This window comes from Acinetobacter sp. SFB (assembly GCF_001647545.1).
Taxonomy (GTDB): Bacteria; Pseudomonadota; Gammaproteobacteria; order Pseudomonadales; family Moraxellaceae; genus Acinetobacter.
The window spans coordinates 81,365-99,837 of sequence record NZ_LSZH01000011.1; the positions used below are offsets into that span (position 1 = coordinate 81,365).

General features: G+C 38.4%; 16 protein-coding genes and 1 pseudogene. 11 read left to right on the forward strand and 6 right to left on the reverse strand.

Features of this window, described 5'->3' with window-relative positions; genetic code table 11:
* Positions 1 to 329 precede the first annotated feature (329 nt).
* Positions 330 to 3,275, forward strand: a pseudogene (locus AY606_RS04895) (M66 family metalloprotease).
* A 109-nt stretch (positions 3,276 to 3,384) separates the two neighbouring features.
* Here AY606_RS04895 and AY606_RS04900 read toward each other — a convergent pair.
* Both AY606_RS04900 and rpsT read right to left on the reverse strand, forming a co-directional pair.
* Entirely contained in the window at positions 3,385 to 3,828 is a 444-nt protein-coding gene (locus tag AY606_RS04900) for an META domain-containing protein (protein ID WP_067865603.1), read from the reverse strand.
* Positions 3,829 to 4,227: 399 nt separating this feature from the next.
* Positions 4,228 to 4,494 (reverse strand): 30S ribosomal protein S20, encoded by a 267-nt coding sequence (rpsT, locus tag AY606_RS04905; RefSeq protein WP_005010321.1) that lies wholly within the window; start codon positions 4,492 to 4,494, stop codon positions 4,228 to 4,230.
* A gap of 215 nt (positions 4,495 to 4,709) precedes the next feature.
* On the opposite strand from rpsT, the gene AY606_RS04910 reads away from it, so the two are divergent.
* The 6 genes from AY606_RS04910 to AY606_RS04935 all read left to right on the forward strand — a co-directional run bounded on the left by AY606_RS04910 (position 4,710) and on the right by AY606_RS04935 (position 11,376).
* Positions 4,710 to 5,375, forward strand: coding sequence for an NAD(P)H-binding protein (locus AY606_RS04910; protein ID WP_067865605.1), 666 nt, complete (start codon positions 4,710 to 4,712; stop codon positions 5,373 to 5,375).
* A 12-nt stretch (positions 5,376 to 5,387) separates the two neighbouring features.
* Positions 5,388 to 5,900 (forward strand): ribonuclease E activity regulator RraA, encoded by a 513-nt coding sequence (gene rraA, locus AY606_RS04915; RefSeq protein WP_067865608.1) that lies wholly within the window; start codon positions 5,388 to 5,390, stop codon positions 5,898 to 5,900.
* A 22-nt stretch (positions 5,901 to 5,922) separates the two neighbouring features.
* A complete protein-coding gene (locus tag AY606_RS04920; RefSeq protein WP_067865611.1) occupies positions 5,923 to 6,699 on the forward strand; it encodes a glutathione S-transferase N-terminal domain-containing protein in 777 nt (258 codons plus the stop codon).
* Between the two features lie 1,489 nt (positions 6,700 to 8,188).
* On the forward strand, positions 8,189 to 8,872 hold the full coding sequence (locus AY606_RS04925; RefSeq protein WP_067865614.1) for a response regulator: 684 nt from the start codon (positions 8,189 to 8,191) through the stop codon (positions 8,870 to 8,872).
* A gap of 32 nt (positions 8,873 to 8,904) precedes the next feature.
* Positions 8,905 to 10,746, forward strand: coding sequence for a sensor histidine kinase (locus AY606_RS04930; RefSeq protein ID WP_249409220.1), 1,842 nt, complete (start codon positions 8,905 to 8,907; stop codon positions 10,744 to 10,746).
* A gap of 150 nt (positions 10,747 to 10,896) precedes the next feature.
* Positions 10,897 to 11,376: a hypothetical protein gene (locus AY606_RS04935; RefSeq protein WP_067865620.1), complete on the forward strand. Its 480-nt coding sequence runs from the start codon at positions 10,897 to 10,899 to the stop codon at positions 11,374 to 11,376.
* 86 nt (positions 11,377 to 11,462) lie between these two features.
* Here the strand turns inward: AY606_RS04935 and AY606_RS04940 are convergent, their stop codons facing one another.
* The 3 genes from AY606_RS04940 to AY606_RS04950 are packed head-to-tail and all read right to left on the reverse strand — an operon-like array spanning position 11,463 to position 13,624.
* Complete coding sequence (locus tag AY606_RS04940; RefSeq protein WP_067865623.1) at positions 11,463 to 12,632, reverse strand: ribosomal protein uL16 3-hydroxylase; 1,170 nt, start codon at positions 12,630 to 12,632, stop codon at positions 11,463 to 11,465.
* A gap of 15 nt (positions 12,633 to 12,647) precedes the next feature.
* Complete coding sequence (locus tag AY606_RS04945; RefSeq protein WP_067865626.1) at positions 12,648 to 13,241, reverse strand: Maf family protein; 594 nt, start codon at positions 13,239 to 13,241, stop codon at positions 12,648 to 12,650.
* A complete protein-coding gene (locus AY606_RS04950) occupies positions 13,241 to 13,624 on the reverse strand; it encodes a DUF2237 family protein (RefSeq protein WP_067865629.1) in 384 nt (127 codons plus the stop codon). Before AY606_RS04950 ends, AY606_RS04945 begins: the two co-directional genes overlap by 1 nt.
* A gap of 140 nt (positions 13,625 to 13,764) precedes the next feature.
* On the opposite strand from AY606_RS04950, the gene AY606_RS04955 reads away from it, so the two are divergent.
* The 4 genes from AY606_RS04955 (at position 13,765) to AY606_RS04970 (ending at position 17,492) form a co-directional block, all read left to right on the forward strand.
* Positions 13,765 to 14,952 carry a phosphoglycerate kinase gene (locus AY606_RS04955; protein ID WP_067865632.1) on the forward strand — a complete coding sequence of 396 codons (1,188 nt, stop codon included), beginning with the start codon at positions 13,765 to 13,767 and terminating at the stop codon, positions 14,950 to 14,952.
* 166 nt (positions 14,953 to 15,118) lie between these two features.
* Positions 15,119 to 15,391 carry a hypothetical protein gene (locus AY606_RS04960; RefSeq protein ID WP_067865635.1) on the forward strand — a complete coding sequence of 91 codons (273 nt, stop codon included), beginning with the start codon at positions 15,119 to 15,121 and terminating at the stop codon, positions 15,389 to 15,391.
* A 122-nt stretch (positions 15,392 to 15,513) separates the two neighbouring features.
* Positions 15,514 to 16,551: a class II fructose-bisphosphate aldolase gene (gene fba / locus AY606_RS04965; protein WP_067724604.1), complete on the forward strand. Its 1,038-nt coding sequence runs from the start codon at positions 15,514 to 15,516 to the stop codon at positions 16,549 to 16,551.
* An 80-nt stretch (positions 16,552 to 16,631) separates the two neighbouring features.
* Positions 16,632 to 17,492 (forward strand): EamA family transporter, encoded by an 861-nt coding sequence (locus AY606_RS04970; protein ID WP_067865637.1) that lies wholly within the window; start codon positions 16,632 to 16,634, stop codon positions 17,490 to 17,492.
* Between the two features lie 311 nt (positions 17,493 to 17,803).
* Here the strand turns inward: AY606_RS04970 and nfsB are convergent, their stop codons facing one another.
* Positions 17,804 to 18,457 (reverse strand): oxygen-insensitive NAD(P)H nitroreductase, encoded by a 654-nt coding sequence (gene nfsB, locus AY606_RS04975; RefSeq protein ID WP_067865640.1) that lies wholly within the window; start codon positions 18,455 to 18,457, stop codon positions 17,804 to 17,806.
* Positions 18,458 to 18,473: the final 16 nt, after the last annotated feature.

The following is an 18,473-nucleotide window of genomic DNA, read 5'->3' on the forward strand; positions in this document are numbered from 1 at the left end:
GTAATTTTAAATATCTGATCAGTATTGGCACTAACTAAATTGACGTTGGTGTTATATACGCTGACTTTTAAAAAAATGCGTCATACATTTAAATATTTTATATAAATAAATGTTCTATCTCGCTCTCATTTTATTGCAAAAACTGAATAATAAGCCCAGGAAATACAATTTTTTCGAGCTGTACTTTGCATATTTTCTAATGGCTGGCCTTGGTATTTTAATATATTATTTCTATAAGTTAGTATAAATTACTGATTAATATGGTTTTAATTCAGTCACATAATTTTTATTTTTTTGGAGAGTTGTGGTGATATTGGGGTGGAAGTGTGATGCGGTTACGGTTTAAATACTTAACTTTATGTACCTTATCTATAATGCTTATGGCATGTGGTGGTGGGTCTGGTAGTTCTGAAGGGAATATTCCAAATAAAGTTCCTGAGGATGGTACCAATGAACTCCCAGGGGACGGTACGAATGAATTACCCGGGGATGGTACGCCAGAAACACCAGATACGAGTATTCCGTCAACACCGATCGGACCAAGTACGCCAATTAACCCGGATACGAGTATTTCTTGGACACCGATTGGACCGAGCACACCTGTTAAGCCAGATACAAGTATCCCTTCGACGCCGATTGGACCGAGCACACCTGTTAAGCCAGATACGAGTATTCCTTCGACACCAATTGAGCCGAGTACACCGGTTATCCCGCCATTTATTTCAAAATATCCAGAACCTAAAAAAGATGTTATAGAAGAATCTATCTTAGGTTTTTTTGATTTAAATAAGTTCGGATTTAATCGTCAAATTAGAAATGACTTAAATGGTAGTTTTTCAGCGATGGTACAATTTGCACAAAGCCATGTGGTCAACCCTAAAAACAATGAACAAGAATATTTGCCAAGGTTAACCACTGAGAAAGATGCGCTACTTTTGGTGACACCAACATCAGAAATGGGCAATCTAGAAAGTTTAAATGCTGAAATATATTTGGGTCATCAGCTTATTCGGACCATTCGACTCAAAGAGCCATCTCGTATTTCATTTTCAGACCAATCTAATGCTGATGATCGTCCGCGGGTTCAGTTTTCAAAACGAGCATGGACAGCTGCGTTAAATTGGGATGAGGTTCGTACAGGTTTATCTATCCGAATCATTGATCCGGCAAGTAATAAGAGTGGTGATTTACGTTCTGAGGATATTGATTTTGCAGTGCCCGGAGAGCTGGTCGTTCAAAGTATCCGATTAGGTTTGCTCACTGATCCGCCTAAATCAACGGGTCATTATATGTTGCTTGAACCTGAAAAGGCAGGGACAGATTATTTTCAGACGATTCCAGCAGCACATATGATTGTCAGTAAATATGAGGATATGAAGCTTGAAAAGGTCATGGTTGCAAGTGGCGTAATTTATGATGTAGCCAGTGCAACCACGGGTGGAGTATATGAAGGTGATATGCGTGAAAATACTGCAAAATCAACCTTTAGTGTAGGGATTAATCTTGCAAACTGGGGTGTGACAAGCTCATCAATGCAGAGTCAGGAGCAACCACAATTAACTCAAAGCGTTGTTATTCATCATGCTCGTGGCAATTACAGTAATGGTCAATCAAATCATGGACTCAGTGGTGGTAATGGAATTTTAACGCTCATTGACTCGGTGGGTAATGAATTTAGTCATGAGATTGGACATCATTATGGTTTGGGTCATTACCCAGGTTCAGTTGGAAATAACATGTTTTTGGCTGCACATCATGCAGACAGTGGTTGGGGATATATTGCATTTAGAAATAAAATGCGTGGAAATCTAAATTGGGGAGCAACTAATTTAGGGGACGGTACAAATGGCGTACCTAATTTCCAAGACAAATATGCCTATGGCTGGGATGCAATGTCAGGTGGTTCATCCGCAAGTTCGATTTCACGATATACCCATTACACCGGTTATAGCACCCAACAAAAAATTCAACCTGCTTTTGATCGTTATAATTGGGCTGCTGACTCAGCTACAGGTTATAAAAAGTGGAATGCAGTGACGAGGATGATGGAGGTGTCTCAACCTAAAGTTCCTCAGTCAGGTAATGTTTGGTATAACAGTACAGATGGTAATTATTTAAAACCACGCTTATTCAGTGTACCTGTTTATACGATCTTGGGAGGATATGATCCTGTAAATCAAAAAGGATTAATTTATCCTGCGGCACGTGGTAACTGGGGTAATGTATTTAACTTGCCACAAGCCAATGTAGGTACAGCTGCAAATTGCTGGTTGAGTGTACAGTATCTAAATGGTTCACAGAATATTGCCTTAGCACCACAGCGTATGAATGGTAATGCAAATAAATTCCATATCAATTTGGCGCAAAGTGATCAGCCACAATCTGTTGATTTATATTGTCAAAAAGTAAATGAGCAGGCAGTTAAACTCTCAAGTATTAATATTCCTGTAGCGACTGAAGCGATGTCGCCTTATGTCAGTATTGGTCAGCAAGATACTTACTCCGCTTTAAGACATATTGAAATGCCGTAACTGGAACAAGCCTTTATACAAAATAAAGGTAAAGAAGTGGTAAGTTTATTGCCTGCATTTAGATTGTTTTATGATTCATATCGTAATTTTAAAGATGAGCTTTCGCCAGAGGCTCAAACTGAAATGGTACGTTATACACAGCAACAAATTAAAATTTATCGTTTGAACCGTTGGGTTAATGTTTATCATGCCGACTTGGATAGTGGTAATGCAGAAGCATTGGAAGCTTTCCATAATTTCGTAAATGAACTTGGCTTAAATGCGGATGTCCCATTAGCAAATGCGAACATGTTAGTTATGCCAAAAATGGGGAATAGCTGTCTGAAAGTAGAGAGCCTTAATACAGGTAAGCTGAATGTTTATATGAGTGGTAAAAATGGGTGTACGGGAGAGCCATCTACAATGTGGATTCATGATGCAGTGGGTAAGCTTCATAACCAACAGTATCCAGATCTATGTTTAACCACTTCTAGAGCACTTACATCGTGTAATAATGATTTACAGGGGCAACTATGGGGCGTTACAGTAAATGGTGATACACAACAGTTACGCCAAGGCAATAGCTGTTTAGATCTCTATGGAGGCTGGACGCCAAGTGCGGATGGGCGGGGTGAAATTACGATGTATGGTTGTGGTAGTGGTAATAACCAAAAATGGACGATTGTTCCTCAGAATCAAAGTTTGATTTTGGCAGCATCAAAGGGGCGAAATTTAAAGTTGTTATCTAAAATTTTAGTAAAATAGTAGCGCTGTAAGTTATTGATTAAAAAAAACAAGCCCTATAGAGAGCTCGTTTTGTAAAGTCCTGATAGGAATAGACACAAAAAGCCCTCACATGAGGGCTAATTTATATCTATTTAAGATTTTTAAATTTAATCACCGCGCTATTATTGCTATCGAGTAACTTCAATTCATTCTTCGAGGCATCGTAACTTACAACTTGGCTTAAGGCTTGAGAGAATTTTTGGGATAAATTAGTGGCACTGGAACACGCATTATTTTCTATTGCTTTTAGATTTGCAAATTTGATCTGAGTTCCCATAACCGCATAACCTCCCCTGAATTGGTTACATCCATCGGTGCCGCTTACTTCATGACGATCAAATCTCATAGCGGGGACAGCAGACTGTGTCGGGTCAGCTTTATAAACAACTTGATTGATTTCGGTTAGGACCCAATTTTTATTCTGTAATTGGGTTAAATTTTGATCGGTAGAGGGGTTTGGTGTAGAGGTACTGCAACCAGCCAAGGTTAAAGAAGTGACTATACTGGTTGCTAGAATAATTTTTCTTAACATTGCTTTTCTCCAATTAATTTAATACTTAAAGATAATTGTGAGTCAGTCAAAACAAATTTCAGTTTATAAAATTTTCTTAGAATTCATTTGATTATTAACTAATCCTCTACAAGAGTTGATCTGAAAATAAACATGTATTACTTTGAGTAAACAGGAGGTATTAAAAGATAAAAATATTAAAACTCAATTATAGGGTGTGGTTAGAATTATTTATTAATCATATGTTTATTGTATAAATAATTTAAGCAGGATTTACCCAATGGGCTTTTTTAATTGATTACAGGCTAATCTTAATCAGCTTAAAGAGTTTAAGTTCAAAAAGTTAAGATATTTTCACTGTAAATAATGAAATTTCGGGCGTAAAAAAAGCCCTTAACGGGCTTTTTTCAATGCAACAACTTAGTTAGCCAAAGCTTTAACTTGTGCATTCAAACGGCTCTTATGACGAGCAGCTTTGTTTTTATGGATGATGCCTTTATCAGCCATACGGTCAATTACAGGTACCGCAGTTTTGTATGCTTCTGAAGCAGCAGCATAATCACCAGCAGCGATTGCAGCTACTGTACGTTTAAGATAAGTACGAACCATAGAACGTAAGCTAGCGTTGTGTTTGCGTGCTTTAACGTTTTGACGAGCACGTTTTTTAGCTTGAGCAGAGTTTGCCACTCGTGCACTCCTTGAATTAGATTGGTCTGGGCGGGCTGAAATTGCAACTGAAAACCTTCATCAGAAGAATTATCACCAGCCCGTAAACAAGTGCCATATTGTGATTAAACTATGACGTTAAGTCAAGTCTTGACTTGCTTTGACAACATTTTAGATGCATAAAAAGTATAAAGAAACCGTTAGATTAGTAATAACCTATAGAGATTGCTTAAAAAATGACTAAATCAATTAAAAGTGCGATTGTAATTGGAGCAACGGGTTTAGTAGGTCGTGAGCTACTGAAACAACTTAATCGTATAGAAAGTTGCGAGAAAATTACCGCTGTTGTCCGTCGTGAAGATTCTTCACTCAAAAGCTTAGAAAAAGTACAACAATTCATTTTGGATGATTTTCTGTTACTCAATGACGAAGATGTGAATGGATATAGCCATGCATTTAGTTGTTTAGGGACAACGTTAAAAAAAGCCGGATCTAAGCAAAAATTTCATGATATTGATTATGAAATAAATGTACATTTTGCCGATTTGTTTGAATCGACCCATACTCACTATTTGCTGATCAGCGCGATGGGCGCAAATACCAATTCAAATTTTTTCTATAATAGAGTAAAAGGTGAATTAGAAAAGCATATCCAGAGTTTAGATCTGCAATGTGTGTCGATTTTACGTCCTTCATTATTGTTGGGTGATCGTCCAGAACAACGTAGCTTGGAAGACCTGACTCAAAAGCTATATCAGAAACTTTCGCATTTAGTTCCCAATTCATTTAAATATAAGCCAGTGACAGCAAAGCAGGTGGCTCATACTATGGTCGAGGCAGCGCAAACTCAAACTGAAAAGTTTGAAATTTATGATAATTTACGTATACAAAATTCTAAATGAGGGAGCTGAAAAGTGTCTAATGCAGCATTTGTAACTTGCGATTTACTTGACGACAATCCAGAAAAAGAAATTCAGGTGATGACACCATCCATCGATGGTAAATTCTTTAAAAGCTATGGCGCACGTAAAAGTTTTGCGGGTCAGGTCGTGACTGTGAAATGCTTTGAAGATAATTCGCGGGTAAAAGAACTGCTTGCGACTGATGGTACCGGTAAAGTGCTGGTAGTAGATGGGGGGGCTTCAATGCGCTGTGCCTTGATGGGCGACATGATTGCAGAGTCAGCGGTTAAGAACCACTGGAATGGTGTAGTCATCTATGGCTGTATACGGGATGTTGATGCGATTGCTGAATTGGATCTGGGGGTACATGCATTGGCTGCAATTCCACAAAAAAGTAATCGCAAAGGCATTGGCGAGGTCGATTTAACTTTGTATTTTGGTGGGGTAAGCATCCATTCTGGCGATTATCTCTACGCGGATAATAATGGAATTGTGATTGCAAAAGAAAAATTAGTCGACCTATAACGACAGTTACATAAGGATAAAAATGGTGAATCATCAAATTAAAGTTGTACAGGCTTTAGCTTCAGCCTTGACTGCAGGTGGACGCGGAGTTAGTGGCACTGCATTTCCTCAACAGCCGGAAAAACCACTCAAACTTTATGAGTTTGAAGGTTCGCCATTTTGCCGTCGTGTACGTGAAGTCATGACTTTATTAAATCTGGATTATGAAGTTTATCCCTGTCCAAAAGGTGGACAGAAATACCGAAAAATTGTCCAAGAGAAAGGTGGAAAAAAACAATTTCCATTTTTTATTGATGAAAATTCGGGCACCCATATGTATGAGTCCCAAGACATCATCCATTATTTATTTAAGCATTATGGTCGAACTGGAAAAACGCCGAAAAAATTTGCGCACTATCCCAAAATTCCTGTGGCTGCTTTTGCGGGAACAATCATTAATGGTGCACGTGGGGTGTGGGTGAATAAAAAAATTACTGATCGTGAAGTGCCTAGCCAACTTTTAGAATTATGGGGTTTTGAAGCGAGTCCATTTACACGCATTGTACGTGGTGTTTTAACTGAACTGGAACTTCCATTCATATTCCATAATGTGCCTAAAGAACGCTGGCAAGATATGGGCCCCGCAGTTTTACGTCTGAAGCCAGGAAGGTATCAACCCCTACACGGCGGTAAACGCGCAAAAGTGGTTGAAATTATGGGACGTGATATCCAGGTTCCTTATTTAGTTGACCCGAATACAGGCGTGAAAATGTTTGAGTCAGCCGATATTGTTAAATATTTAAAAAAACAATATAGCTGAATGATCAAAACGACAATCAAGAAACAGCTAGATCAGCTGTTTTTTTATCTCAATGAATCAATTTCCTTTCACTCCGACATTGGTACATAATAAATTTAATTGAGATGAATTAACGTCACACGACATATAAGTTGTCATTTACGAGGCATAGAATGTCATTGAACGATAAATGATTTTATAAAAAACAATGAAAATTTATATTTAATGACTCTAATAATAAGTTTTTAAAATTTTTTTATCTTACTTTAATAAGTGCTTAGTGAATATATAATGAGCTCGAATCTAAATAGAAAAAGCTGACTCTTTTACTTGCTTATCAAATGGTGGCACTAATAAAACGGGGGGCAAACAATGGTTTAGGCTCAGATAATGAATCTACTGGTTCAGTTCTTTAGAAATTGCACACCTCAAAGACATATAAAATCATCTAGAGCTTTCCCCATGCAAGTGGTTTTTCAACAATCACCGATGTTAAACAGAATGTAGATGGCATTATTACTGAATTTGGCTCATATAAATTAAAGGGAACCATAGTAGGTAAAGAAATTTCCGGCAACAAGAACTATGTTTTAGCTCTGATTACAAAAGGGCTCATTGAATACAATGCCAATGGAGAAAGCAAAACGACTGATGTTTCTAAATATGCAAATAGATCATATTATAATTTTGCTTATAATTCTTTACTACAAAAACGTACTTTGCCAAACGCCAAGCTCGTCAATTGTATTGATGTAAATTCGACTCAACCAAACAGACCAATGCCAAAAGTAACACGGACTTTGTAACCTCAAGTATTCATAACGGAAGTATCATCTTAAACCCTGATGATGCTATTGAATTTACAGCAAAAATTGCAAGTGATGAAACTTCTTATACTTCTTCAGTGGAGTGAGGAGATCGGTTCAACAATTACAATTTTTACAAGCTTTTAGGGATTAAGAGTCAACTGAGCGCATCTATTCAGATCAGAACATTCAATATTGCAGATAATGGCGCAAATAGTCTTGTTGTAGATTCAATCTATAATAGACATTGAATAGTGGTGAATCCTATGAAGCGGCAATGACGATGACAGGTAACTACTAAGGAAATAAATTTAAGCCATTCATAAAAGCCAGAGATTAATTCTTTGGCTTTCTTATAAACTTATCTCAAATTCGCTTAGTGGAAACTCATTTTTTCAGAAAATGACAGAGGTTGTGTCGTTTCCTAATGCTATTAAGTTTAACCATGATATCTAATTTAACGAACTCTAATTACTACAAGTGACAGGCGTTGTGTCACCTGATGATTAATTTATTGATCAAGTATTAATCAGCGATTGAATCATCAGAGTTTTTATTTTATCGTGTTAAATTGAGAGGATAAATCTTAAAATAACAAACTATAACTTTAATTATTGGTATAAAAGTCATCAAATTACTTAGTTTTAGGGATATTCTTTTAATTGTTTTCCCGTTAAATTGGATCAATAAAAAAGGGGTAGTGTGTGTCGGGATTAGAAACGATTTTACCTGTACCAGTTTTAATTGTTGAAGATGAAGATCTCATTCGAGAACGATTAAGAAATATATTGGCCGAATTGGGTTATGACAATGATGAGCTTATTTTTGCCAAGAATCTAAAAGAAGCATTCCTGCAAATCGAACAGCAACCTATTTCCTTGGCCTTGGTCGATCTCGGCCTTCCTGATGGAAATGGCGTGGAGCTGATAGAAAAGCTGCGTAGCCTAGATAGTAGTGTCTTAATTTTAGTAATTTCAGCGTGGAGTACTCAAGAAAGTCTATTTTCAGCGATTAAAGCGGGTGCGACGGGTTATGTCTTGAAAGAGCGCGATGATGCGGAGGTGCGGTTAGCTATTCGCAGTATTTTGCGTGGTGGAGCACCGATTGATCCTTTTATTGCACAAGAAATTTTAAAACAGATTTCAGCTTCAGTGATTACAGAATCGAATGATGATAAATCATTAGAGTCGGCTGTGGCACTTTTGACCAATCGTGAGACAGAAATTTTAGACTTGGTTGCCCAGGGGATGAGTAATAAAGAAATAGCGGAACAATTATTTGTCTCTAAATACACAGTTGAAAGTCATATTAAGCATATTTACCGAAAATTGGCTGTGACGAAAAGAACTAAAGCAGTGAGTACAGCACGATCCTTAGGGATTTTATGAAGCATTTTATTCTGCATTTTCTTTGCATATTAATGGCTCTATTTAGTCAAATCAGTTATGCAGAAATAACTAAAAGTATTAATGCACAATGTGCAGTACAGATTCATTCTATTGGTACCGTTAAGACCAGTTCAGACACAGTTTTACCCAAGCAGGGTTGGCAATCTGTAAATTTGCCAGATCAGTGGCAAAAGCGCTGGAAAAATTATAATGGAGCAGTATGGTACAAAATCCAATGGAGCTGGTCATGTCAAAATAATGCGAAGTTAACAGAGCCGATTGCTTTTTCAGTAGATTATATTAATTCTGCGGGCGCAATCTTTTTAAATGGTGATTTACTCTGGAGAGATCAGCATTTACAGGAACCTTTGTCAAAAAGCTGGAATATGCCACGTTACTGGATTTTACCAACGTCGGGATTAAAATCTGATGAAAATGAAATTTTGATTTATGTGAATGGTTTTGCTTTTCAATCTCCCGGCCTTGGTAATATCTCCTTTAATAATATGCAACGCAATTATGATGCATATCAGAGCAAAATTTGGAACCGCAGAACTTTATTTCTAATAAATATCATTTTATCGATCACTTTGGGGATGATCTGTTTTGTGATCTGGTTATTAAGACCTAAAGAAACTCCCTTTGGTTGGTTCGCATTAAGTTCATTACTATGGGTGTTATTTATTTCCAATGTACTGACTACAGAAATATTTCCATATCCAACCAGCTTAATGGCAACCCAAGCAAATTTGACTTTCTTTGTCCTGTATATTGTTAGTTTCTGTATTTATTTACTCCGATTTATTCAAACACATTTAGCCAAAATTGAAAGTTCGATTTATTGGGTGACTGGACTTGCTATCGCTTGTATTTTTCTCACGCCTCAACAATTTGTTGATTTGGTTTTTCCACTGGTATTTTTAATTTATGTAGGCTTATTTTTCATTACCTATCTCTATATAAGCTACCAAGCGATGCAATCTCGAAGATCAGATTATATTTTTTTAGCCATTTGTTTAACCGGAATTTTCAGTTTTGCTGTAGTGGATATTTTATTTTTATTATCGGAATCAACATCTGATGCACGACCATTATCACCCTATACCTCACCGATTATTATCTTTTTTGTGGTGGTTATATTGGGCGTGAGATTGACACGCAATGTAAAGAAAATAGAAACATTTAATGCAGAACTGGAAATTAAAATCAATCAGGTCAGTCATGATTTAAGTTCAAGTCTGAATGAAAAACATCAGTTAGAAATTGAGAATGTCAGGCTGCAAGAAAGAATACATCTATCCCATGATTTACATGACGGTTTAGGTGCATCACTGGTTCGTTCTATGATTTTGGTAGATCAAAGTGCCCATAATATTCCAAATCAGCAATTTTTATCGATGCTTAAATTATTAAGAGATGATTTAAGACAAATTATTGATAGTGGTTCATCTGCTGATAATAAAATTCCAGTCAGTCCCGTGATGTGGGTTGCACCCGTCAGACACCGCTTTAGCCAGCTGATGGATGAGTTAGAGGTTCATTCAAAATGGACTTTTCCTCGTGAGTGGCAGGTAATACCCAGCGCACTACAGTGTTTGACCTTGATTCGGGTTTTAGAAGAAAGTTTAACCAATGTAATTAAGCACAGTCAGGCAAAAAATGTAAAAGTATCGATGACTTATCTTTTAGAAAATCAATTGATTTTGACCATACAAGATGATGGCGTGGGTTTTGATACGGATTGTGTGGCACAACAGGGCTTAAGTATTGGTATGCGCAGCATTAAAATGCGCTTAGAACGTATAGGGGCGGAACTTAACTTATCTTCTGAAGAGGGATGTACGATAATTCAAGCCATGATTCAGCTTAAATGATTTCATGCCGCTGAAATAAGCTTGTAATAAATAAATTGTCAGGTGAGAGCTGAAGCTAATCATAGCCTTTAAGATATGAGCGTTCATTGTTCTATCTAAAAAAGATAATTATTAAAAATAAATTTTGGTGACAAGATAAGGGGAGATGTGATGAGTAATCATTTAAAACTAAATAATATTCAGGAACTCGATGATTTAAAGACTTTAAATATAAAAGATTTGAATCAACTTTTTAAAACAGGAACTTGTCCAAAAATTGAATCTTTAAATGGCAGTGCAAAAGGTATGGTGATTAAACCCTTTTGGTTTCAGCGTTTAAATCTTTGGCGAGGTAAAGTATTTAACCTTTCACCTGCAGGAGAATTAACAGGATTGAATCGATTAGTAATTGGTAAAATTGAAACCCAAAGATATCAATTTAATGCCCATATCGGAAAATCACTATTTAGTGACCAAGATGTTCTGATTATCAATCATAATTTATCTGCTAATCCAAATTGGGTCAGACGCTATCATGATGAAATGGTACAAATAGATACAGATCTTTATTTAGCGACCTCGCACTATCGAATTGGTAAAAAATTAAAATTTGTAAGTTATTTTGCGTTTGATTTTACGAAATCTAAATAGAAAATGAATAACCTCTATTTTTCATATGCCTGATTAAATTTAGGCTAAGAAATAAGGGGAAAGCTAATTTCCCCTTATTGTTTAGTTTATTCTTGCTCTGCAGCAGGTAATAACATCAGAATCGATTCATTTAACAAGTTCACGATGTCTTCCAGCATATCTGGATCATAAAGATTTTCATCAAGTAATACCGGATTGCCATCGGCCAATTGTTTTAAAATTGGTGCAAAGGCTTCAGAAATACAAATGCCTTCACCATTGGCCCAGAATAGTAACTCATCTTCATCTTCGGTATAAAGTAGGCGTGATGCCGGCTCAAGAATGAGTGAATAACCTTGATCCATGGCTTCTTCTAAATCACCTGTACCCAGTGCTTCAGCCTCAGGAATATTTTCCGGATATTTTGGCTCCGACATCAGACTCATCAGTGCATCTTCAAGCACGGTTGGATTTTGCAATTGAGCTAAAAGTTCTGCTTTTAAATACTCAAGTTCAGCTTGACTGATTTGACCGATCGGACTGATTTTATCGCGGATGATGTCTGTGAGTGGATTTTTAAGCAATGGATCATCGGCAAATTTATCAGTGACGCGATCCATCATTTCAGCCACATTCGGCATACGGAAGCCAAATGAATATGTCAGACAGTCATCTTCTGCTACGCCGTAATGAGATAAACCTGGTGGCACGTAGAGTAAATCGCCCGGCGCTAAAACTTCATCAAAATTGACATCTATCTCTGGCAGTAATTTTAACGGTTGACCTGCAACAAATTCGCTTTCTGCATTACACATTTGACCTAATTGCCAACGGCGGTGTCCATGACCTTGAACTAAAAATACATCGTAAAAATCAAAATGTTTACCGACTGAGCCGCCTTTTTGAGCATAGGACACCATGATGTCATCACGACGCCATTGCGGAATAAACGGAAATTTTTTCCACAGTTCTGCCAGATCAAAAGAGTAGTGATCTACAGCTTGTACCAGTAAAGTCCAAAGTTTTGGCATCTTCTGGAAATCAGCTTTGATTAAAGGCGATGATTTTACAGACCATTGGTTTGGATCTTTATCTTTTTGTTTAATGAGGCGGGCACTGACATTTTCATCCAGTGCGAGTTCCATGACATCGCTAGGTTCTAAAAGATTCGCAATTTCAGGAAGCGCATTACGCACCAGTAATGGTTTTTTCTGCCAATATTCGGCAAGGAATTGTTCAGCGGTAATTCCGCCTAAGACATCTAAAGGTTGAGACATACATACAGCCTAAAATTAAGGAACTAAAATATTCAATTGACGCAGGATATGGCACAGCTGAATCATCGGCATACCCATCAAAGTGGTTTGGTCTTGTCCAGTCATTTGCTCAAACAGGCTAATCCCCAAGCTTTCACATTTGAAACTGCCGGCACACATTAAAGGTTGTTCTACTTCAATATAACGCTCAATTTCAGCAAGACTGAGCTTGCGAAATTTAACCTTATAGTGTTCGACCAGCGTGTGTTCAAAGCCGCTAGAAAGTTGTTGCACACTTAAGGCAGTGCTGAAATATACGATTTTATCGGAATTGGCTCGCAGTTGTTTCACCGCTTTTTCAACAGTGAGCGGTTTGCCAATAAAAATATCCGGTGCACCTTCACGCCAAGCCACTTGGTCAGATCCAATTACAATCGCTTCTGGATACTGTTCTGAAATAGCTTTGGCTTTATCAAAAGCCAGTCTTTTGGCTAAATGATCTGCATGATTTTCACCACGGGGAGATTCATCAATGTCAGGCACGATGCTTTGATAATCGATGCGAAGACGGTTCATTAAGTCTTTACGAGTTTGGCTGCTGGAAGCCAAAATAATTTGCGGAGTACTCATTACACTGCATATTCCATAAGCACATCAAGCGGAACATAGGAGAGTACAGCTTGATGGCAAGCTTGAACTTTAATCGGAGGAGCGATACCGGCTTGGTATGCTTCAACCCAACGGGTCACACAAATACACCAAAAATCACCGGGCTCTAAACCTGGAAAATCGACTTCGGGTAAAGGTGTGATCAAGTCATTACCTACTTTTTGTGAAAAATTAAGAAACTCAGCGGTCATCTGTACGCACATTGTATGCTGACCAAGATCGGTTGTAGCCGTATGACAAAAGCCGTTACGAAAATATCCGGTAATAGGAGCATAGCAACAGCTAGCCATAGGTTCGCCTAAAACATTTAAACGATTGATATTTGGATCTGGGTGAATAGACATAAGCTCTAAATCATGGGGTGGCTTTTGACTATGATAATCAAAACTTTGCCTTTCGACAGCTTTTATGCAAAAGAAGCTAACCTTTTTCTACATAATCATTTAAAATCGGGCGGTTTTTATATCTATAAAGAGAGCTATACATGAATTTTCAGCGTATGACTGACCTCGATTTAACAGGTAAACGTGTTCTTATCCGTGAAGATTTAAACGTACCTGTGAAAAATGGTGAGATTACAAGTGATGCACGTTTACGCGCTGCACTTCCTACAATTAAAGCAGCGGTAGAAAAAGGCGCTACGGTAATGGTTTGTTCTCACCTTGGTCGTCCCGTTGAAGGTGAACCTAAACCAGAACAGTCTTTAGCTCCTGTTGCTGCTTATTTGACTCAAGCTTTGGGTCAAGACGTTAAATTATTAACTGACTACTTAGATGGTATTGAAGTTGCCGCAGGTCAGGTGGTATTGCTTGAAAACGTGCGTTTCAACCCGGGTGAAAAGAAAAACAATCCTGAACTTGCACAAAAATATGCAGCACTTTGCGATGTATTTGTGATGGATGCATTTGGTACGGCGCACCGTGCAGAAGCCTCGACTGAAGGCGTAGCGCGTTATGCTACTGTTGCAGCGGCAGGTCCATTACTTGCAGCTGAACTGGATGCTCTAGGCCGGGCACTTAAAACACCTGCATCTCCAATGGTTGCGATTGTTGCAGGTTCTAAAGTGTCAACTAAACTGGATGTGTTAACTTCGCTTTCTGGCATTTGTGACCAAATTATTGTTGGTGGTGGTATCGCCAATACATTCTTGGCTGCTGCTGGCTACAACGTAGGTAAATCATTATGCGAAAATGATTTGATCGACACAGCCAAAGCCATTGCTGCAAAAGTATCAGTTCCGCTTCCAACAGATGTTGTGGTTGCAGATGCAGCTGAAATTAACTTTGCTGATTTCTTGGGTTCATTGGCTCAAGCAAAAGCCGTAGTTAAAAACGTTGCGGATGTAACCGACAACGACATGATTTTAGACGTTGGTCCAGAAACTGCAAAAGCATTTGCTGAAATTATCAAAACTTCAAAAACGATTCTTTGGAATGGTCCAGTGGGTGTATTTGAAGTCGATCAATTTGGTGAAGGCACGAAAGCCTTGTCTTTAGCAATTGCTGAATCAGCAGGTTTCTCTATTGCGGGTGGTGGTGATACTTTGGCTGCAATCGATAAATATGAAGTGGCTGACAAAATTGGTTATATCTCTACCGGTGGTGGCGCTTTCCTTGAATTTGTCGAAGGCAAAACACTGCCTGCAGTAGCTGTATTGCTTGAGCGTGCTTAATCTTTAGATCAGAAACTTTAAATCAGATTAAGCCATAAAGTAAATATGACAAAAGGTTGACTCCGGTCAGCCTTTTGTCATTGTGCAGTACATATTGCAGTCATCAAAATGAAATATATCTGCAATAATATGACCTTCATTAAATCTCCTGTCCTAGGAAAATCTGATGAACTTGAAATTAATACTTGCAGCGCTTCTTATTGCACCTTTGACTTTAACTGCTTGTGCCAAGAAAGATGAAGCTCCAAAAAATGATGCAGCTGCAACAGCGGCTGTAGAAGAAAAAATTACACCAGAGCAACAGGCGGCAATTGATTCACTTGACAAACCTGTTCTGGATGAAAAAAATACAGATGTACCTGCGGAAATAGCCAATGCGAATGCAGATGAAGCAACTCCGGTAGCCGAAGCTGCAGCTTCTGAAGCCACTGCACCTTAAGTTTGTTATGTTTTATTTAAAAGTCCCTGCATAAGCAGGGATTTTTTTTGAAATAGTGTTTTTTATTACTGAATTGAAATGATTCACCATGTAGAATATGGGGCATCAACTGGGAGGACATTATGGCACTTATCTCATTGCGCCAGCTCTTGGATCACGCCGGCGAACACAACTACGGCGTACCAGCGTTTAACGTAAACAACTTAGAACAAATGCGCGCAATTATGTTAGCCGCAGACGAAACGAATTCACCTGTTATTGTTCAGGCATCTGCGGGTGCTCGTAAATATGCAGGCGCTCCGTTCTTACGTCATTTAATTTTGGCAGCAATTGAAGAGTGGCCACATATTCCAGTGGTTATGCATCAAGATCATGGTACTGACCCTGATGTATGCCAACGCTCAATCCAGCTGGGCTTTTCATCAGTCATGATGGATGGTTCATTGGGTGCAGACGGTAAAACGCCTACAAGTTACGAATACAATGTTGATGTAACACGTCGTACAGTTCAAATGGCGCATGCTTGTGGTGTTTCAGTTGAAGGTGAAATTGGTTGCCTGGGCAGCCTTGAAACCGGTATGGCCGGTGAAGAAGATGGTGTAGGCGCTGAAGGTGTTCTTGACCATTCTCAGCTTTTAACCTCTGTTGAAGAAGCGACCCAATTCGTTGCAGATACCAATGTAGATGCTTTGGCCATTGCAGTGGGTACTTCACACGGTGCGTACAAATTCACCCGTCCACCTACAGGTGATATTTTAGCCATTGACCGCATTAAAGAAATTCATGCGGCATTGCCAAATACCCATCTTGTTATGCACGGTTCAAGCTCTGTGCCACAAGAATGGTTGGCTGTAATCAATGAATTCGGCGGTGACATCAAAGAAACTTATGGTGTGCCAGTTGAGCAATTGGTTGAAGCAATCAAGCACGGTGTTCGTAAAATCAATATCGACACTGATTTACGTTTGGCATCAACCGGTGCGATGCGTCGTATGATGGCAGAAAAACCAAGCGAATTCGATCCACGTAAATTCTTCTCTGCAACTGTAGATGCAATGAAACAAATCTGTGTAGACCGTTACACAGCATTTGGTACTGCGGGTCATGCAGACAAGATTCGTCCAATTTCTTTAGAGAAAATGGTAAATCGTTATAAATAATCGTTAAAGATTATCTATAATCAAAAGCCCACATCTGTTGTGGGCTTTTCTGTATTTAATACCTAAAAATAAGGCAAAAGATGGAACTTATATTTGCAGCGGCATGCTGTAGTGTCATCATCTCAATTCTGTTAAAGCTCGCTAAAGCCAAAGGTTTTGATGCATTGCAAATGATTGTCTGGAACTATGCATCTGCCAGTTTGTTATGCTTTTTATGGTTTAAGCCAGATCTGCAGCATATTTCCATACTCAATACGCCGTGGTGGTTGATTGTTGCCTTAGGTGTTTTGCTGCCGAGTATTTTTTTATGCTTAGCCAAATCATTGCAATATGCCGGCATTATTAAAACTGAAATTGCCCAGCGTCTATCTGTAGTTCTCTCACTTTTGGCCGCATTTTTTATTTTTCAGGAACAGTTCAATAGCGTAAAAATCATCGGTATTGCTTTGGGAATTGCGGCAGTAATCAGTATTTTATTTTCTCATCAAGCCGAGACAGGGCAGCCATCTTCAAAGCAGGCGATGTTATATCTTGCCCTGGTGTGGTTTGGCTATGCATTAATTGATGTGCTGCTCAAATACACCACTGGATTAGGCGTACAGTTTGCCGTCGCCTTAAATTTAATGTTTATCTGTGCATTTATACTGTCATTGACTTATATTGCGATTACCACAAAAACGGCGGGTAGCCAAAAGAACATTCTGGCTGGACTGGGCTTGGGTGCGCTGAATTTTGCCAATATTGCACTGTATGTTAAAGCGCATATTTTATTGAAAGACACACCTGCAATTGTGTTTGCAGGCATGAATATTCTCGTGGTGCTATTTGGTGCATTCAGCGGCTTAATCATCTTTAAAGAAAAATTAAAGCTTGCTACCGCGGTGGGTTTACTTTTAGGTGTGACTAGTGTGCTTTGCCTAGCTTATGCGATATCTGTTTAAATAGGGTTTTTGCAAAAGTTTTTGGGTGCTTAACGATGTCAATGGTGTCGGCAGTTCCTAAAAGTAAGCCAGCCTGCTTGCATTCTGGACATGTCGGGTAAAAAGAAATCGCATTGGTGGAATATTGATGCATATAAATTTTGTTGCAGTATGTACATTCAAATTTCATGGGCATTTTAGTTGTAGCAGGAATCATGATATGAACTACCTTTTATTTTTAGCGCAAATATACCTCAATATTGTTGCAAGAATAAGACCTGAAATGACATGAAAGGGGGCGATACCCCCCTTTTATTGTAATAAATCGTTAATTAAAGCTGAGTGAAAATCTGTTCTTTGTCTAGACGTGATTTTGGCAGTTGGGCATTGAAATCATTTTCACTACGATAACCAAGTGTCAGTAATACCGAAGAGATTAAGCCTTTTTCTGTTAACTGTAATTCATCACTGATGATTTGTTCATCAAATCCACCAATGGGTGTTGCATCAATGCCTTCAATTCCAGCAGCCAAAAGAATTTGACCTAAGGCAATAAAGGTTTGATTTTCCGCCCAGCGCTGAATATCACCTTTTTCATTGCGATAATAATTGACATAACCGCTACGGCTATCTTTTTGGCCTTGTTTGGCGGTTGAGTCTTTAAAACGGCCACTAATATCATCTTGAGTAAGCAAGTTATCTAAATGCTGTTCGCTAATATCTGCTTTAGTACAGAACAAAATAGTATGTGACGAATCTAGAACTTTGGGCGCGTTATAGGCATATTTCCCCACCAGTGCTTTAGCGATCCGTTCTTTAGCTGCCTGATTATCCGCAATAAAAAAGTGCCAAGGTTGGATATTGATAGAAGATGGAGTTAAACGTAAGATTTCTAATAAACGTGCAACCTGTTCCTTGGGGATTTTTCGAATAGGATCATAGGCTTTGGTGGTATAACGGGTTTTCGAGACGTTTAAAAGATCCATGAATGATTACTCCACT